16 protein-coding genes are annotated in these 16,686 nt (G+C 56.9%); 15 read left to right on the top strand and 1 reads right to left on the bottom strand.

Annotated elements, in window-relative coordinates; all coding sequences use genetic code 11:
• Positions 1-18 precede the first annotated feature (18 nt).
• The 13 genes from ACRZ96_RS11710 to ACRZ96_RS11770 all read left to right on the top strand — a co-directional run bounded on the left by ACRZ96_RS11710 (position 19) and on the right by ACRZ96_RS11770 (position 12,398).
• Positions 19-837: a 3-methyl-2-oxobutanoate hydroxymethyltransferase gene (locus ACRZ96_RS11710; RefSeq protein ID WP_480814631.1), complete on the top strand. Its 819-nt coding sequence runs from the start codon at positions 19-21 to the stop codon at positions 835-837.
• A complete protein-coding gene (locus ACRZ96_RS11715; RefSeq protein ID WP_480814632.1) occupies positions 837-1,865 on the top strand; it encodes a Gfo/Idh/MocA family protein in 1,029 nt (342 codons plus the stop codon). Before ACRZ96_RS11710 ends, ACRZ96_RS11715 begins: the two co-directional genes overlap by 1 nt.
• 21 nt (positions 1,866-1,886) lie before the next feature.
• Positions 1,887-2,882: an inositol 2-dehydrogenase gene (gene iolG / locus ACRZ96_RS11720; RefSeq protein ID WP_480814633.1), complete on the top strand. Its 996-nt coding sequence runs from the start codon at positions 1,887-1,889 to the stop codon at positions 2,880-2,882.
• Positions 2,883-2,924: 42 nt separating this feature from the next.
• Positions 2,925-3,812, top strand: a complete 888-nt coding sequence (gene purU / locus ACRZ96_RS11725; protein ID WP_480814678.1) for a formyltetrahydrofolate deformylase — start codon at positions 2,925-2,927, stop codon at positions 3,810-3,812.
• 9 nt (positions 3,813-3,821) lie between these two features.
• Positions 3,822-5,735: a bifunctional 5-dehydro-2-deoxygluconokinase/5-dehydro-2-deoxyphosphogluconate aldolase gene (locus ACRZ96_RS11730; RefSeq protein WP_480814634.1), complete on the top strand. Its 1,914-nt coding sequence runs from the start codon at positions 3,822-3,824 to the stop codon at positions 5,733-5,735.
• On the top strand, positions 5,732-7,564 hold the full coding sequence (iolD, locus tag ACRZ96_RS11735) for a 3D-(3,5/4)-trihydroxycyclohexane-1,2-dione acylhydrolase (decyclizing) (RefSeq protein WP_480814635.1): 1,833 nt from the start codon (positions 5,732-5,734) through the stop codon (positions 7,562-7,564). Before ACRZ96_RS11730 ends, iolD begins: the two co-directional genes overlap by 4 nt.
• Entirely contained in the window at positions 7,564-7,971 is a 408-nt protein-coding gene (locus ACRZ96_RS11740; RefSeq protein ID WP_480814636.1) for a hypothetical protein, read from the top strand. The genes iolD and ACRZ96_RS11740 overlap by 1 nt, the downstream gene beginning before the upstream one ends.
• Positions 7,972-7,975: 4 nt before the next feature.
• Positions 7,976-8,782: a 5-deoxy-glucuronate isomerase gene (gene iolB / locus ACRZ96_RS11745; RefSeq protein ID WP_480814637.1), complete on the top strand. Its 807-nt coding sequence runs from the start codon at positions 7,976-7,978 to the stop codon at positions 8,780-8,782.
• On the top strand, positions 8,775-9,416 hold the full coding sequence (locus tag ACRZ96_RS11750; RefSeq protein WP_480814638.1) for a Spy/CpxP family protein refolding chaperone: 642 nt from the start codon (positions 8,775-8,777) through the stop codon (positions 9,414-9,416). The genes iolB and ACRZ96_RS11750 overlap by 8 nt, the downstream gene beginning before the upstream one ends.
• 266 nt (positions 9,417-9,682) lie before the next feature.
• A complete protein-coding gene (locus tag ACRZ96_RS11755; RefSeq protein ID WP_480814679.1) occupies positions 9,683-9,865 on the top strand; it encodes a CBS domain-containing protein in 183 nt (60 codons plus the stop codon).
• A 270-nt stretch (positions 9,866-10,135) separates the two neighbouring features.
• Positions 10,136-10,732: a HupE/UreJ family protein gene (locus ACRZ96_RS11760; RefSeq protein ID WP_480814639.1), complete on the top strand. Its 597-nt coding sequence runs from the start codon at positions 10,136-10,138 to the stop codon at positions 10,730-10,732.
• The gene (locus ACRZ96_RS11765) at positions 10,648-11,343 is read left to right on the top strand and encodes a HupE/UreJ family protein (RefSeq protein ID WP_480814640.1); all 696 of its coding nucleotides are present in this window, start codon (positions 10,648-10,650) and stop codon (positions 11,341-11,343) included. The genes ACRZ96_RS11760 and ACRZ96_RS11765 overlap by 85 nt, the downstream gene beginning before the upstream one ends.
• Positions 11,344-11,531: 188 nt before the next feature.
• On the top strand, positions 11,532-12,398 hold the full coding sequence (locus ACRZ96_RS11770; RefSeq protein ID WP_480814641.1) for a hypothetical protein: 867 nt from the start codon (positions 11,532-11,534) through the stop codon (positions 12,396-12,398).
• A 69-nt stretch (positions 12,399-12,467) separates the two neighbouring features.
• Here the strand turns inward: ACRZ96_RS11770 and ACRZ96_RS11775 are convergent, their stop codons facing one another.
• Complete coding sequence (locus ACRZ96_RS11775; protein WP_480814642.1) at positions 12,468-13,685, bottom strand: hypothetical protein; 1,218 nt, start codon at positions 13,683-13,685, stop codon at positions 12,468-12,470.
• 420 nt (positions 13,686-14,105) lie between these two features.
• On the opposite strand from ACRZ96_RS11775, the gene ACRZ96_RS11780 reads away from it, so the two are divergent.
• Positions 14,106-15,341, top strand: coding sequence for a carbohydrate porin (locus ACRZ96_RS11780; protein ID WP_480814643.1), 1,236 nt, complete (start codon positions 14,106-14,108; stop codon positions 15,339-15,341).
• Between the two features lie 67 nt (positions 15,342-15,408).
• Positions 15,409-16,674: an agmatinase family protein gene (locus ACRZ96_RS11785; RefSeq protein WP_475220427.1), complete on the top strand. Its 1,266-nt coding sequence runs from the start codon at positions 15,409-15,411 to the stop codon at positions 16,672-16,674.
• Positions 16,675-16,686: the final 12 nt, after the last annotated feature.

The raw sequence follows: 16,686 nt of genomic DNA on the forward strand, positions 1-16,686 counted from the left end.
ACGACAAGGAAGACAGCCATGTATCACAATCGCCCCCACGTCGAAGACATCCGCGCCATGAAGAAGCGCGGCGATAAGATCTCCATGCTTTTCGTCACAACGCCAGAGGAAGCTGCCGCTGCCAATGCCGCAGGCATTCACATGCTGTCGATTCAAGGAAAGTTCTTCGACGCCGAGATGCGCGAAGCTGCCGGTGATTGCTTTGTGCAGGTGGGCCTGCCATACGGCGGCTGGGGTCGGTTTGAGGGCCGCCCCATTGCCACCGGTGAAGACTATTTGCGGGCGGCCTTCCACTATGCCGGGATCGGTGGCGATGCCTACTATTGCTCGGCCAGCTATGACATTCAGAAGCTTCTGTGTGACAATCACCTGCCCGTCGTCGGCCATATCGGTCTGATCCCGTCCTATATCACCTGGACTGGTTGGCGTGCCGTCGGCAAGACGGCGGATGAAGCCGCCGCGCTCTGGCGGCATACGCAGATGCTGGAAAAGGTCGGTGTCTTCGGGGCGGAACTGGAGGTCGTGCCGGATCGCGTAGCGAAATTCCTGACTGAAAACTCGTCACTCATCATGCTTGGCATGGGCGCGGGCAAATATGCCGACGCGCAGTATCTCTTTACAGAGGACGTCTGCGGCTATGGCAAGAACTACAAGCCACGTCACGGCAAGAGGTACCGGAATTTCGCACCAGAATATGAGCGGCTGCAAAACGAACGCGTCGCAGCGTTCAAAGAGTACAAGGCCGATGTGGAGGCAGGCGGTTACCCAGCTGCGGAACACACAGTTCCAATTGAGGACGATGAGTTCGACGCGTTCATGGCGAAGGTGCAGAACTGATGCTGAGAATCGGGGTTGTCGGCTACGGTACCGGAGGACAGCATTTCCATACGCCGTTCATCGCGGCGGCGGACGGCTGTGCTTTGGCCGGGATCGTCGCGCGGGCGGAAGCAACGATTGCCAAGGTGCGTGCCGATTGGCCCGACACGCCGATCTTCCCAAGCTTGAGCGCCATGATCGAGGCGGGCGTTTGTGACGCGGTGACGATCACAACACCGCCGCAGACCCGAAGGGAACTGGTGCTCGAGGCCATCGAGGCCGGGTTGCACGTCATTGCCGACAAGCCTTTTGCGCCCAACTACGAGGGCGCAATGGAGCTCGATGCGGCGGCCAGGGCCAAGGGCGTTAAACTGGGCGTCTACCAGAACCGTCGTTTCGATGCCGATCTTCAGACGTTGAAGAAGGTGATCGACGATGGCCGGATAGGCCAAGTCTGGCGGATCGAAAGCCGGATGGATCAGGACAGCCCCCTCACCGTAGAGCGGGGGCCGACGGGCGGCCTTTTGCGCGATCTCGGCAGCCATGTCGTCGATCAGATGGTCTACCTTCTGGGGCCTGTCATTGCCATCGACGCGCAGTTGGACATCGTGGATTTTCCCGAAGGCCCGACCGATGTGAGCTTTACCCTTACCCTGCGGCACGAAAGTGGCGCTCACAGCCATGTGTCGGCCTGCAAACTGAACTTCATTGACGACCGTGAATTGCGCGTGATCGGTGACAAGGGCAGCTATGTGTCTAAGTCCATCGACATTCAGGCGCAGGACATCTTTGCCGGCAAGCGGCCCGCTGATGATCCGGCATCGTGGGGCTACGAGCCCGAGGCAAACTGGGGAATGCTGCGCACCTCTGAAGGTGCCGTACGCGTGCCGTCCGAGCAGGGTCGCTATCACGACTATTACATCGCCTTCGCTGCCGCTGTGCGTGATGGCACCCCACCTCCTGTGACAGCCGAAACCGGCGCACGCACCTTGGCCATTCTCGATGCCGCGCGCAAGAGCGCCGCCGAGGGTCGGTCCATCTCACTCTGACGGGCAAGAAAGACGAGCCACATGTTGAAAGTAGGACTACTCGGTGCAGGGCGGATTGCAGGTGTTCACGCCACCGCCATCTCGGGCCACCCGGACAGCACGCTGGTTGCTGTTTCAGACTACGTTGCGGCCAACGCCGAGAAACTGGCAACGCAATATGGTTGTGACGCGCGCGCAACCGAAGAGATCATTGCCGATCCGAAAATTGACGCCGTGTTGATCGCCACGTCGACTGACACCCACTCCGACCTGATTGAAGTCGCAACGGCTGCGGGCAAGGCTGTGCTCTGCGAAAAACCTGTAGATCTGTCGCTGGACCGCGCCCGAGCCTGCCAGTCCAACATCGCGGGCCATGACCAACCTGTAATGATCGGTTTCAACCGCCGCTTCGATCCGAACTTCGGAGCGCTTAAGGTGGCACTGGATGCGGGCGAGATCGGTAAGGCCGAGATATTGTCAATTACCTCCTTCGACCCGGCCCCCCCTCCTGTGGCCTATATCAAGGTCTCTGGTGGTCTGTTCCGGGACATGATGATCCATGATTTCGACATGGCGAATTTCATCATGGGCACAGCGCCGCTGGCCGTCATGGCCACTGCATCTTCCATCGTAGATCCCGCGATAGGTGAGGCCGGTGATGTGGATACCGCCGTGGTCACACTCACCTACGCGGATGGCCGCATCGCGGTCATCAAGAACTCCCGCCGTGCGGTTTATGGGTATGACCAGCGGGTCGAGCTCCTTGGGTCCGAGGGCTTATTGCAGGCACAGAATACGCTGGAAAACACCGTGGTCAAATCGACCAGCGCGGGCGTTATCGGAGCCAAACCGACCTACTTTTTTCTCGAACGCTACATGCCTGCCTATGCCGCTGAATGGGCGGCGTTCGTTGCCGCGGTTACCGAAAAGAACGCCATGCCTGTGACACTGGATGACGGAGTCGCCGCGCTTGCCATGGCTGAAGCCGCGACACGGTCGGCCAAAACCGGCGCACCCGTCAGCCTGGCCGATCTCTGATCTGGCAGCCTCAAACTGAAGACAATGAAAGCTCGAAACGACATGAAGACAGGCCTCGCCCTTCGCGTTCACTGCAAATCCCGCCGCGGGATCGTCTCGGCGATCTCGACTTTTCTGGCGGAGCAGGGATGCAACATCACCGACAGCGCGCAATTCGACGATGCCGAAACGGGATCTTTCTTCATGCGCATCAGCTTCCAGTCAGAAGAGGGCAGGGGCCTCGATGACCTTACCGAGGCGTTCGCACCCGTCTGCGAGAGCTTTGACATGGACGCAGAGTTCTTTGACGAAGCGGCAAAGCGCAAGGTCGTCATCATGGTGTCGCGTTTCGGGCATTGTCTGAACGATCTGCTTTATCGCTGGCGGATCGGGGCGCTGCCGATCGACATCGTGGCGGTGATCTCGAACCACATGGATTATCAGAAAGTCGTGGTGAACCACGATATTCCTTTCCACTGCATCAAGGTCACAAAAGAGAACAAGGCCGAGGCCGAGGCGCGGATCATGCAGGTTGTCGAGGACACTGGCGCGGAACTGATCGTGCTGGCCCGCTACATGCAGATCCTGTCCGATGCGATGTGCCGCAAGATGTCCGGCCGGATCATCAATATCCACCACTCGTTCCTGCCGTCGTTCAAGGGGGCTAACCCCTATAAGCAGGCTTTTGAGAAGGGTGTGAAGCTAATTGGAGCGACGTCGCATTACGTCACAGCCGATCTCGACGAAGGTCCGATCATCGAACAGGACACGATCCGTGTCACGCATGCTCAATCACCAGAGGATTACGTGTCGCTTGGGCGCGATGTCGAAGCGCAGGTCTTTGCGCGGGCCATCCATGCCCATGTGAATGGAAGGGTCTTCTTGAATGGAAACAAGACGGTGGTTTTCCCGCCATCGCCGGGCTCCTACGCCTCGGAACGTATGGGATAGGAGGCAAACATGTCCAAGAAACTTGATCTCATCACGATCGGCCGATCCTCGGTTGACCTTTACGGCGCGCAGATTGGCGGGCGGCTCGAGGATATGGGCTCATTCGATAAATATATCGGCGGCTCGCCCACCAACATCGCCTGCGGCACGGCACGGCTGGGATTGAAGTCCGCGGTCATCACTGGCGTGGGTGACGAACACATGGGTCGGTTTATCCGCGAGCAGCTGGAACGCGAAGGCGTGAACACCGATGGCGTCAAGACGGACCCCGACCGGCTGACGGCGCTCGTTCTGTTGGGCATTCGAGATCAGGAGAAGTTTCCGTTGATCTTCTACCGCGAAAACTGTGCCGACATGGGGCTGACGGTCGACGACATCGATCCCGACTTCATCAGAAGCGCCCGAGCTGTCGTGGCGACTGGGACGCATCTGAGCCACCCACAGGTCGAAGCGGCGACCATCAAAGCGTTGGAGATTGCGCGCGAGGCGGGCGTGCAGACCGCACTCGACATCGACTACCGCCCGAACCTCTGGGGCGTTGCGGGGCACGGAGAAGGCGAAAGCCGGTTTGTCGAAAGCGCAGCGGTGACAGCGAAGTTGCAATCAACATTGCACCTGTTCGATTTGATCGTCGGCACCGAAGAGGAACTCCATATCGCGGGAGGATCGACCGACACAATTGAGGCACTGGGCGCGGTCCGGCAGGTCTCGAAGGCCACGCTGGTCTGCAAGCGCGGCGCAGCTGGCGCGGTGGCTTTCACAGGCGACATTCCTGAAAATCTCGATGACGGTCAGGCTGGGCCTGGTTTCCCGATCGAGGTGTTTAATGTGCTTGGGGCAGGGGATGGCTTCATGTCTGGACTGCTCAAAGGCTGGCTTGACGGCGAGGACTGGCCCACGGCGTTGAAATACGCCAACGCTTGTGGGGCTCTCGCAGTCAGCCGTCATGGCTGCACGCCCGCGTATCCAAGTTGGGAGGAGCTTCAGTTCTTCTTCGAGCGCGGAATCGAGCGCCCGGACCTGCGCAACGATGCTGAGCTGGAACAGGTGCATTGGGCCACCAATCGCGCGGGCGACTGGTCATCGGTCAAGACCTTCGCCTTCGATCACCGGCTGCAACTGGAAGAAATGCCGGGATATACCAAAGAGAAGGGTGCGGCATTCAAGGAACTTTGCCTTGATGCGGCTCTGAAGGTGCAGAACGGTCGGCCGGGTTTCGGCATTCTCTGCGACAATCGCATCGGGCGCTCTGCGCTTCACCACGCAACCGGCTCCGGTCTTTGGATAGGGCGTCCGACAGAACTGCCTGGCTCTCGACCAATCGACTTCGAACCCGAACTGGGCGAGGATTTCGGTCGCCTGCGGGAATGGGCGCGGGAGAACGTGGTCAAGCTGCTGGTCTTCTGCCATCCCGATGACGACGAAAAGACCGCGAAGATGCAGTTGGCGCGCGTGAAGCGGCTGTTCACGGCGGCGCGGCGCAACGGGCTGGAATTCCTGCTGGAGATCATTCCGTCGAAGGTCGGCTCGGTCGATGACACGACCTCAGCGACCCTTATCCAGACGTTCTATGACGCTGGCATCTATCCCGACTGGTGGAAGCTGGAGCCTTTCAAGACTGAAGCCGCCTGGGCCAACGCCGTCTCCGCCATCACCCGCAACGACCCCCGCACGCGTGGGATCGTCGTTCTGGGTCTCGACGCCCCCGAGGCGGAACTCGCCGCCAGTTTCGCGCTGGCCGCCAAGCAGCCGCTGGTCAAAGGTTTCGCGGTGGGCCGGACGATCTTCGGCAACGCCGCGCGGCGCTGGATGGCGGGTGAGATGACCGACGATGAGGCCATCAGCGAGATGGCAGAAAACTACGCCCGCTTGTGCGGCTTATGGGACAAGGCCCGCAACCAAGCCACGGAGGACGCGGCATGACACAGACGATCCGACTGACCGCCGCGCAGGCGCTCGTGCGTTATCTGACCGGGCAATTGAACGAGGATGGCGACAGTTTCATCTCTGGGGTCTGGGCGATCTTTGGTCATGGCAACGTGGCTGGCCTGGGTGAGGCACTCTATGCCTCGCGCGGAGCGCTCCCGACATACCGTGGCCACAACGAGCAAACTATGGCCCACGCTGCGATTGCCTATTCCAAGCAGCTAGGCCGCAAGCGGGCGATGGCGGTGACGTCGTCCATCGGGCCGGGGGCCACGAACATGGTGACGGCGGCGGCGCTGGCGCATGTAAACCGCTTGCCAGTCCTGCTGCTGCCGGGCGATGTCTTTGCGAACCGCGGCCCCGATCCGGTGTTGCAGCAAATCGAGGATTTCGGAGACGGGACGGTCAGCGCCAACGACGCCTTCAAGCCCGTCAGCCGCTACTTCGACCGGATCACCCGGCCGGAACAACTGCTCACGGCTTTGCCTCGCGCCTTCCGGACGATGACCGATCCGGCCGATTGCGGTCCGGTGACGCTGGCCTTCTGTCAGGACGTGCAGGCCGAGGCCTGTGATTATCCTGTCAGCTTCTTCGAGCCGACGACCTGGTATCAGCGCCGCATTCGCCCTGATTCGTGTGAGCTTGCGCGCGCGGTAGAGGCGATCAAGGCGGCCAAACGTCCTGTGATCGTTGCGGGTGGCGGCGTGCATTACTCCGGCGCGACCGATGCGCTCGCGGCCTTTGCTGAGGTGCATAACGTGCCCGTGGCCGAGACACAGGCCGGCAAATCGGCACTGCCCTGGGATCATCCGCTGAACCTTGGGCCTATCGGTGTGACGGGTGGGGAACCTGCCAATGCCGTCTGCGCTGAGGCCGATTTGGTCCTTGGCGTCGGCACACGTTTTCAGGATTTCACAACAGGCTCATGGGGGCTCTTTGCCAATCCGGCACGCCGGATTATCAGCCTGAATGTTCAGGCCTATGACGCCAGAAAGCATGGCGCGATGCCAGTGATGGCAGATGCGAAAGAGGGGCTTGCCGACGTGTCGGCAGCGCTTGAGGGACAACGCTTCGACACCGCTGCGACGTCGCTCAAATCCGGCTGGTTCGCCAAGGTCGATCCGCTCACGGAGGCGCCCGGCGACGGCAATGCCCTGCCCACCGATATGCAGGTCATCGGAGCGGTCCAGCGCGCGTCGAACGAAAACACTGTCGCCATGTGCGCCGCGGGCACCATGCCGGGCGAGCTGCACAAGCTCTGGAAAGCCAGGCGTCCCGGCTCCTACCACATGGAATACGGCTTTTCCTGCATGGGCTACGAGATCGCCGGGGCAATGGGCATCAAGATGGCCGAGCCCGAGCGCGACGTGATCTGCTTCACCGGCGACGGCACCTACATGATGGCGAATTCCGAGATGGCGACGGCGGCGATGCTAGGGATCGCCTTTACTGTCGTGGTCACCGACAACCGGGGCTATGGCTGTATCAACCGATTGCAGATGGGTTGCGGTGGGGCCGAGTTCAACAACCTGCTCGATCATGCGATTGGCGGCGAAAATTCCAACATCGACTTCGCCAAACATGCCGAGGCGATGGGGGCCACGTCAGTCAAAGTGGGCTCTATTGCCGAACTTGAAAAGGCGCTTGCCAAACGAGGCGAGATCAAAGGCCCCTATGTCGTGGTGATCGACACAGATCCCTATCCCTCGACTGAACCCGGAGGCACATGGTGGGACGTTGGCGTGCCGGAAGTTTCGGGCCGACCCGAAGTGAACGCCGCATATGCCGGGTATGTTGAGAACAAGAAAAAGCAGCGAGCAAACTGATGCTCGCCAAGATCGGCATCTCTCTGATCGCGTGGCAGAACGACGACCTGCCGAAGCTGACGCGGCTTTCACCACCGAAGACGCGATGGAAGATGCCGCGCGCAACGGCCACGTGGCCGTTGAGCGGGGGCGTCGCATGCCCACTGATACCGATGGATCGCGCGCTAACGACCGAGGCTTTTTCGACGGAGTTGAGGCGGGCGTCTATTTGGTGCCCCGGCGACCCCGATGGTTGCATTGACCTTCAGGCAATCACGGACCGGCTCAAGGCCATCGGCTACAGCGGCTGGATTGACGTCGAGGCCGAGCAGGACCCGGCAAAGGCGCCACCCTACGAATACTCCAGGCTTGGATATGAACACATCATCGAATTCAGCGGCCGTTCTGGCCTGACCATCGAAAGGTAAAGACATGACCGACCTCCTTTGCAGACCCTTTGGTAAACGAGGCAAAGTTCATCAGATCACCCCAGAAAGCGCGGGCTGGCGCTATGTTGGCTTCTCGCTTTATCAGCTGAAGGCGGGAGATACTGCAGCAGAAGCAACGGGCGACCGTGAGGTCATCCTCGTGATGGTCGAGGGCAAAGCGGCGATTACAGGTGCTGGGCAGGACTGGGGCGTACTGGGAGAGCGGATGGATGTATTTGATAAGACCCCACCACATTGCCTGTATCTGCCGAACGGCACCGAGTGGGAAGCGCAGGCCGAGACGGACTGTGTTCTGGCGGTATGTTCAGCACCGGGGCAGGGTGGGCATGAGGCACGGCGCATCGGCCCCGATGGCATCACTCTCACCGAACGAGGCAAGGGCACCAACACCCGCCACATCAACAACATCGCGATGGAAAACGAAGACTACTGCGACAGTCTGCTGGTTACAGAGGTCTTCACCCCTGCTGGCCACTGGTCAAGCTACCCGAGCCACCGCCACGATGAAGACGATTATCCCCGGATAACGTATCTTGAGGAGACCTACTATCACCGGCTGAATCCGGCATCTGGATTTGGGATCCAACGCGTTTACACAGACGACGGGGGCCTCGATGAAACCATGGCGGTCTCGGACGGCGATGTCGTGCTCGTCCCGCGCGGCCACCACCCATGCGGTGCACCCTACGGGTTCGAGATGTATTACCTTAACGTCATGGCCGGCCCCTTGCGCAAGTGGCGCTTCGTGCCCGCGCCTGAGGTCGAGTGGATCATGGAGCGTGATGCCTGATATGAACGATCTGCGAAGCAGAAGAGGCTCAACCATGATACTTTCTTTTCGGTTCTTAGCGGGGCTTGGTTTCATCCTATTGGCGAGCGGCGCGATTGCGCAGCACGTTCATCAAGATGGAACTAGCAGGCCGTATGCGGGAATGCAGACGCGGGAGGTTAAAAGCCTGTCGGCGCAGGATATAGTGGACCTGCGTGAAGGTCGTGGTTGGGGGCTGGCACTTCCGGCCGAACTCAATGGTCGTCCCGGACCCGCTCACGTTCTGGAATTGCGCAAAGAGCTCGACCTGAACGCTAAACAGATTACAGCTATTACTGAAGAGTTCCACAGGATGCGCGCGGCAGCGATCTTGGCGGGTGAAAGACTGATTGCTGCGGAAACCGCTTTGGATGCCGCATTCGCGGGTGGTCGATTGGATCGAAGTGCCTTGGCCAGACTGCTTTCGGAAAGCGAATCCGCGCGCACGGAACTCCGCATGATTCATCTTTCCGCCCATCTGGTGACACCTGACCTTTTGACCGACGAGCAAATCCAAAAATACAACGTACTTCGTGGCTACGCTGATAACCCTTGTGCAACTGTCCCAGCGGGCCACGACCCCGCAATGTGGCGTCGCCATAACGGATGCGAATAGTTGATCCTAAATGGTCAGATGACTCGATTTGCGCAATCGACACTACCATAGTGATTGAGCGTGCAACTTGGTTGAGCAGGTCACGATCCTGTCGGACAATTTGACTCAGAAATTTCACCACCGCCTATACCCGCCGAACAACACGCAGTTTCTCGTGCCAGATGATCTAGTAGCTGCGGGTCACGAAGAGGTTTTGAAATTACCGGTTCATGTCTTTGCCGTCCGTCGTGAATTCAATGGAAATGCCGATGCGCGCCCGCGACGTAATGAGGGTTGCCGGTCCTCGATCAACGCCCCATTTTCTCGTAGGTGACTTACTGACCATGATGGCGGACGGTGATATCGATGGTGTTCCTGTATTTGAGTACGGAAAGATCACTGGTATCGCTACTCGGACAGACCTTATATCTGCGCTTGCTCGGAAATTTGCGCAAGCAGACACGTTCTAAGGAGTAGCTGACATCCTGGATTAACGGCTGTGAACTCACGTTGATGCGGCGTAATTGCAATTATGTCAAATAATGAGGGATGTATCCGCTCCGCTCCCGACACTGCCCGGTTCGAACACCCATAGCCTCAACTGAACCAACGGTTCGTGCGTCGATCAAGGGGGAGTTTTCCTACTGAATGTGCCCACATTTGCTGCTCATCTCAAGTTGAGTTATTCGAATGTGTAACCTATGGTCATCGGAATCTAATATCAAAAAGGGGCGGTCGTTTTGCCAATCCGTATCACAAACTGCCTAATCGCAATTTCATTCGCCTATTTCACTACAACGTTTGCTGCATACGCCCACTCCGGCGACGGATATGGCGGTGGGTTCGTTGCAGGCTTTACTCATCCGATCCTTGGTTGGGATCACGTCGCGGCCATGGTTGCAGTGGGCCTTTGGGGCGCGTTTCTGGGTGCACCGGCAATCTGGACTTTGCCGATTGTGTTCCCGCTTGTCATGGCTTTAGGGGCCGTTGCAGGCATAATCGGTATTCCCATCCCTGCAATCGAAACGGGCATCGCACTGTCTGCTGTCGTGTTGGGAGTAATGATTGTATTTGCTATTAGACCGCCGATCTGGATATGTGCTGTCGTCGTTGGCTCTTTTGCAATCTTCCATGGTTATGCACATGGCACTGAACTTCCGGCCACGGTGAATGCATTTGCATATGCAGTCGGTTTCGTCATCTCGACCGGGCTACTTCACCTGGTTGGTATCGCATTCGGATTACTTGTTCGATGGCCGGCCGGCCGAGTTGCTGTCCGCGGCGCTGGGGGGCTAATTGCCTTCGCAGGGATCGCATTTCTTACTGGTGTTGCATAAGGGTGGACGTGTGTAAGCGACTTGTCTACCTTCCTTTGGTGTTCGCAGCTGAGCCCGCGCGGGCGCATAGTGCCATGCCTGGCATTGAAGGATTCTATGTCGGACTGATCCACCCCTTTTCCACACCTCCGCAGGCCCTTCTCATGTTTGGCCTCGGTCTGGTTGCTGGCGGTTTCCAACCTAAAATGGCGCAATGGCTCCTATTCACTTTTCTTTTGGCCAGCCTTGCCGGTTTGATCATCGCCTTTGGATTTGAAGAACTCGACGCAACAATGTTTGCGGCCGCTTTTGTCGCGTGTTCCGTTGCCGCGCTTTTGCCTGGAATGTGGAGTCCCTTCACCATTGCCCTGATCGGTGTTGGGGCGTTTTTGATCGGTGATGCATCCGTTCCGAACGACGGGCCCATGCGAGACAGGCTGTTCACGATGTCCGGTTCAATGGTCGGCGCGAATGTTGGCTTGTTGTACCTTTTGGGTGCTTTCGTCTTTGTCAGGGAACGCTTCAGAAAACCGTGGGTCGGAGTCGCCTTCCGCGTTGCGGCGGCATGGCTTGGGGCTGTTTCGCTTTTAATGCTAGCTCTTGGTTTTTCCGATATTGATCCTTCGACGTAGCCGCAACAATTGCTTTCTTGCCTACACTGCATAGCCCGTCTGTCACTCCGCTATTAACACTGATCCCAGAACGGTTTCCAACACCCGCGTAGGCAATCGGTGTTGAAGAGCACGTGTGAACGTTGTGAGAAACTTAATCTACAGTGCTTGAAATTGCACGCCGTTTGGAGTCCTTCTGTTTCCAGAAAATGTTGAACATGGAGCCAGCATTGGAATTCGATAGAACCGCCGCGTTGTACAACCAGATCAGCTTGCCGTTACTTTCGATTGAAGTTGCCATGTTGGTTCTCATAGTAATTTTGCCCACAGCTGCAATCTGCGGTTACTTTGCAGGCGCCTTGCGAAGAAAGGCTTTAGTCGATGCCGGTAAACCTGTCGATCAGGTCGTAGGAGAAACTACGCTTGGAGCAATTTTGGCGCTTCTTGGGTTGTTGCTTGCCTTCAGTTTCGGCAATGCGTTGACTCTCTCTCAAATGAGGAAGTCTGCCGTCGTCAATGAGTCAGCAGCAATTGGCACGGCCTTCCTGCGCGCTGATTTCTTGCCCGAACCGGGTCGTTTGGAGTTGCAAAGTGCTCTACTTGAATATGCCGAAACAAGGATTCTGCCCGGCGATGGAAGCATAGATACTCTAGAGGCCGCCCAGAACTTCATTGCTCGAACGCTTGATGCCCAGGCAAAACTATGGCCCATTACTTTGCGCGCGACGGATGACCCGGTGCCCGCACCTATCAAGGTTTTTGTAGGTGGCGCAATAAACGATACGATTGATGCACATCTTTACCGCGTGGAAACACTGTCCACTCCTGTGTCCGATGTTACCCAAACGATGATGTTGGCTGCGGCGCTGGTTGCTCTTTTCCTGCTTGGAAACAGGGCTGGCATTGTGGGTCGAAAATTAACCTGGCGGACCTTTGTCTTTTCCGGCGTCTTGCTTGTAGTGATGGCCACCATAATGGATACACAGCGCAGTAGTGAAGGTCTTGTTCGAATTGATGACACGGCTCTCAGGGCAACAATCTTTGATATGCAAAAAACGCTGTTAGAAGGTACGTGACGCATCAGGTCCTGATCCGGCTTGACGTGTCCGTCGCACCAAGTATAGCCGCGGATTGAGGCTCAAGGACTATCGGAGTTGATTGAGTTCAAGCAGTAGTCTTTCATGAATGTCGCTGTCAGGTATCATCGTGACAACTGCACGACCGGCAAAATCTCCAACTTCGGGTAGATCGGCTTTGAGGCGACCATAAACCTCTTGTGCGAGTGTCTTTTGTCCCAACTCAGCGGCGATAGCGCACTGAAAGATGGGTAACCAGAAACTGTCGGCGGGTTCAGGCTCGGAGATCAAGCGCCGTAACTCATCCTTGTCGTTACTTTTCATCGCCTGAACGATATTGGCGGCACGCAGTATGAAACTGTCTCCTTCCGTCATACGCTGTGATTTCCCGGATAGCATCTGAAGCGGAGTATTCGGGCTCAGTGAGCACAGAAAATTCAAGTCATCTGCCGGAGAGCCAAACACCTGTGCCCCCGCAAGGATCGAAAGATCTGTTGTGTCAGCCAGGTCAGCTCCCACCGCATTACTGATGTAGGCGAGTGAAAGCCAAGCATAGGGCTGCATTGGATCGCGTTCAAAGACCCGGGTTGCGGATTCAACCAAACCCTCGTGCAAGATGATATTTTCATCGGTCGCAAAACCGTAACTTGCCCGACGCGCATCAATGTGTAGGGCGTCAATCAGAGGGGATGAAAAGCTTGAATTGCGAGCGTCGCTGAATGCAGAAAGGCTTGATGGCAAGAGCCTGCGATTTTGTGTTGTCATAAACCGAAAAAACGTCATGGCAAGCGCAAGTCGACTGGTCGGTTGCTGTTTTGCGAGTATGTAAGGGATCTCACTTTGCAGCGGATCAGTAAGTGAAGCAACAATGTCCTGGGCGGACACTGCCAAACTGTTTTCAGTCATTTCCGAAAACAATCGCTTCGCCAATATCGCTCCATCGCGCGCATTTATCACCAGAAGTCTTACGCTGTTGCCGGTGATCCGAATATGAGCATGTAGCGGCAGGCCCGTTTCCCGACACATCGCAAGTGCGCGCTCTGGCGAAGATTCCGGCAACCGGTCCGCCTTTAGTGCGCCATCATGAACCAGAGCGGATTGCGAAAATTGCAAGACTAACTCTTTTTCGAGCTTGTGTCCCCAAGCGGGCACCTCTTTGTTGCGGTCTTCTGTTAGCGTCCATGCGAAGGCAGGCGTAGTGTTTTTTGCAGCAATCTCAGAGCCCAATATCGGGTCATTTCGACGTATATCGATGCGATAACATCCTTTGGGAATAACCAAACGCATTGCCCGGAAGGCGCCGTATGTCTCATAGAAACCGGACAGAGCTTTCCGAAGCCGGCTGACCGCTATACGGGCGTGGGCGTCAGCGTCAGGTTGAAAATCGGTCCCAAGGCCAAGGACATGTTCCGCAATCGCTTCCTGTGTGCACTCAACGTCGCCATCCCGGCCCAAAAACGTGAGCAGCCTGAGATTCATGGGGCTGAGCGTCGATTGCGGATGCGACAAAACAAAGTTTAGCTCGCGTTCCAGCGCTTGTCGGGTTTGTTGATCAAATTTACGACCGTCACTCATGAATACGCCTTAAGATTGTATATGGATAATGTTATTCTCCCTATCATCCATAGTAATGGTAACCTTGGGTAACTTATACCGATCCAGCGACAACTCTACAAATGTCGCAACGCAACGCTGGATCAATCATACATGCTGGCACCAACAAAAACTCAGCGTGTTTTCTCACCAAAAGGGCTGTTCTGGGCTGGTGCGACATTGGTTTTTTCTGCCAATCCCGGAGTAACCGAGGAACAACCGCCTTTCGAATACGGTGAGATTTCGGGTGTTTTTGAACCCTATGGTGAGCGTGACGGCTACTGGTCTTTTGGCGGGCTTGATGAAGCGTACCAGAGTTACTCGGATTGGAAAGACCGGCTGTCAGAAAAACACGGGCTGTCGTTTCTGATCGAAGACCGGCTGATTATGCAATGGGCCGACGGCAGCGATGTCTACGACAACGAGCTCAATGTGATCGCGAGGCAAGAGCTGTTTCGCGGCGGCCCCGGAGATTTGTCCTTCAATATCTGGGGTCAATTTGCCAACTCTATTGGCGGAACGACGGCAGGCGAATTTCAAAGCGAACTGGGTATCTTGTCTCCGCTGAATGGAGGTAACTCAGGGCCCGATACTTCAAATCAAATTCTACAGATGTTCGCCTTTGAGTATATAAACCCTGACGAAACTTGGAGGATCCAGGCCGGCAAACTGGCTTTGCGGACGTTGATCAACCTGAACCGTTACGCCAACGGCGACAGCGAAATGTTTTTCTCGCCGATGCTCGGGAACAATCCCGTTGTCCCCTACACTGCACTTCTGGGGCTTGGGGTATACGGCCAATATCGGACCGACGCCTGGTCAATTGCCGGTCTGGTCCGTGCACCTGATACTGATCTCGGCCTGTCGACCGATGCGTGGCAGGACGGGAACCGCGGGTATGCGGTTGAATTTGCGCTGACCCCGACGATCCCGAACCTTGGGGATGGTGTATATCGCCTAACTTGGTCGCTCGATGAAGAAAACGACGCCCTTCCAAGGATGGAGACATGGTCGCTGAGTGCTGATCAGGACATTGGTGATCGAATAGGCGCCTTTTTTCGCTATGCGTGGGCTGACCAGACGTTCCGTGATTTTGATCGCCGCCTGGCGGTCGGGTTTCAGGTCAAGAAACCGTTTGGGTTTACCTACGACCGGATTGGCGTCGGCGGATGGTGGGGCAATCCTACGGACGATACGTTGAATGACGAACGCGGGCTTGAGTTTTTCTACAAAGCGCAGGTTAGCCCCTTTCTTGAAATCACGCCTGATCTGCAAGTTGTCTTTGACCCGGCTCTCAGCGACGCGAATACCGATGTGATCATCGGTTTGCGACTTCGACTTGTCCTGTAATCCAGCGCACGAGCACTGCGTGCGTTGCGCGACATCGGTAGATAAAAAAAGGAGCACTGAAATAGTTATGACCCGTTTTGCCCTCATCATCGCACTCATGGCCGGGGTTATGCCGCAGATCTCCTCAGCCCAGGGAACGCCTGACTGCGACTATCCTGATGGCCTGAAAGATGTCATCCCCGAATGCACCGGAGACCCGGTAATCAGCCTTGATCCCAACAGTCCGACCTATGACATCTGGCGCCAAAAACGATCTGATCTTTCAGAGGGGCGAGACCCCGGTCCGATCAATGTCCAACGCTATGAAGGCGGCTTCGCATGGAGCGGGATTCCAACATTCTTCCATGCACCTGTCGCTTTAACCCCCGAAGACCTTGCTGCCGGTGAGGTCGATGTAGCGATCATGGGGGCCGAGATCGGAAGCGATCAGCGCGCCCGCACGTGGGGACCTGCTGCATTGCGGGACCCGCGCAGTTCTGACGTCTGGCTGACATGGGGGTCGTTTGCTGTTCCGCACATGGGAACTTTGATCCAACCGTTCGATCATGTTTCTGTCGTCGATTACGGCGACGCAGCGCATGAGGCCTTTGCAATTGAGCGTACGGCCTATGTCGTCCGCGACCTTGTCCGTGAGATTGCCAGCGTTCAGCATGAAGATGGGCGCAGGACGATCCCGTTCATCGTTGGCGGCAGTCATGCGCTGGAATACCCCAACGTTGCGGGTTTGACGGATGTCTATGGTGTCGGCAATGTTGCCGTTGTGCATATCGACGCCCATACAGATACTGCAGAGCCTCTGTTTGGCCATTTTTTGACTCATGGCAGCCCGGTCTACAAGTTAGTAGAGGAAGGGCTTGTTCCAGGTAAAAACTACATCCAGGTCGCCGTCCGTGGCTGGTATCCGGGTCGCGCAGGCTTTGAATGGATGCGCAAGCACGGCATGCAGTATCACACGATGTTCGAGATCGAAGACCGCGGGTGGGAAGTTGTGCTGGATGAAATTATCGCCGAGGCCCAGTCGGTTGCCGACTATGTTCATGTCTCCTTCGACATTGATGCTCTGGATCCAAGCTTTGCACCAGGGACGTTCACGCCGGAACCGGGTGGCCTTACCATGTTGCAAGCCATGCCAATGGTGCGGCGGCTTTGCCATGAAACCAACCTGGTGGGTTTTGACATGGTCGAGATTAAACCGGAAAGCGATCCGACGGTCATGACCGTACAAAATGCAAATCGTCTGATGCGCGAATGCCTTGTCGGATTGGCCCTGAAACGCGCCGGTATCACCGAACCGAACTATGTCGCGCCGCTGGTGCTCGATGACGGTAAGTGATCCAACGAGACC

The sequence above is a fragment of the Ruegeria sp. CF1 genome (assembly GCF_056537445.1).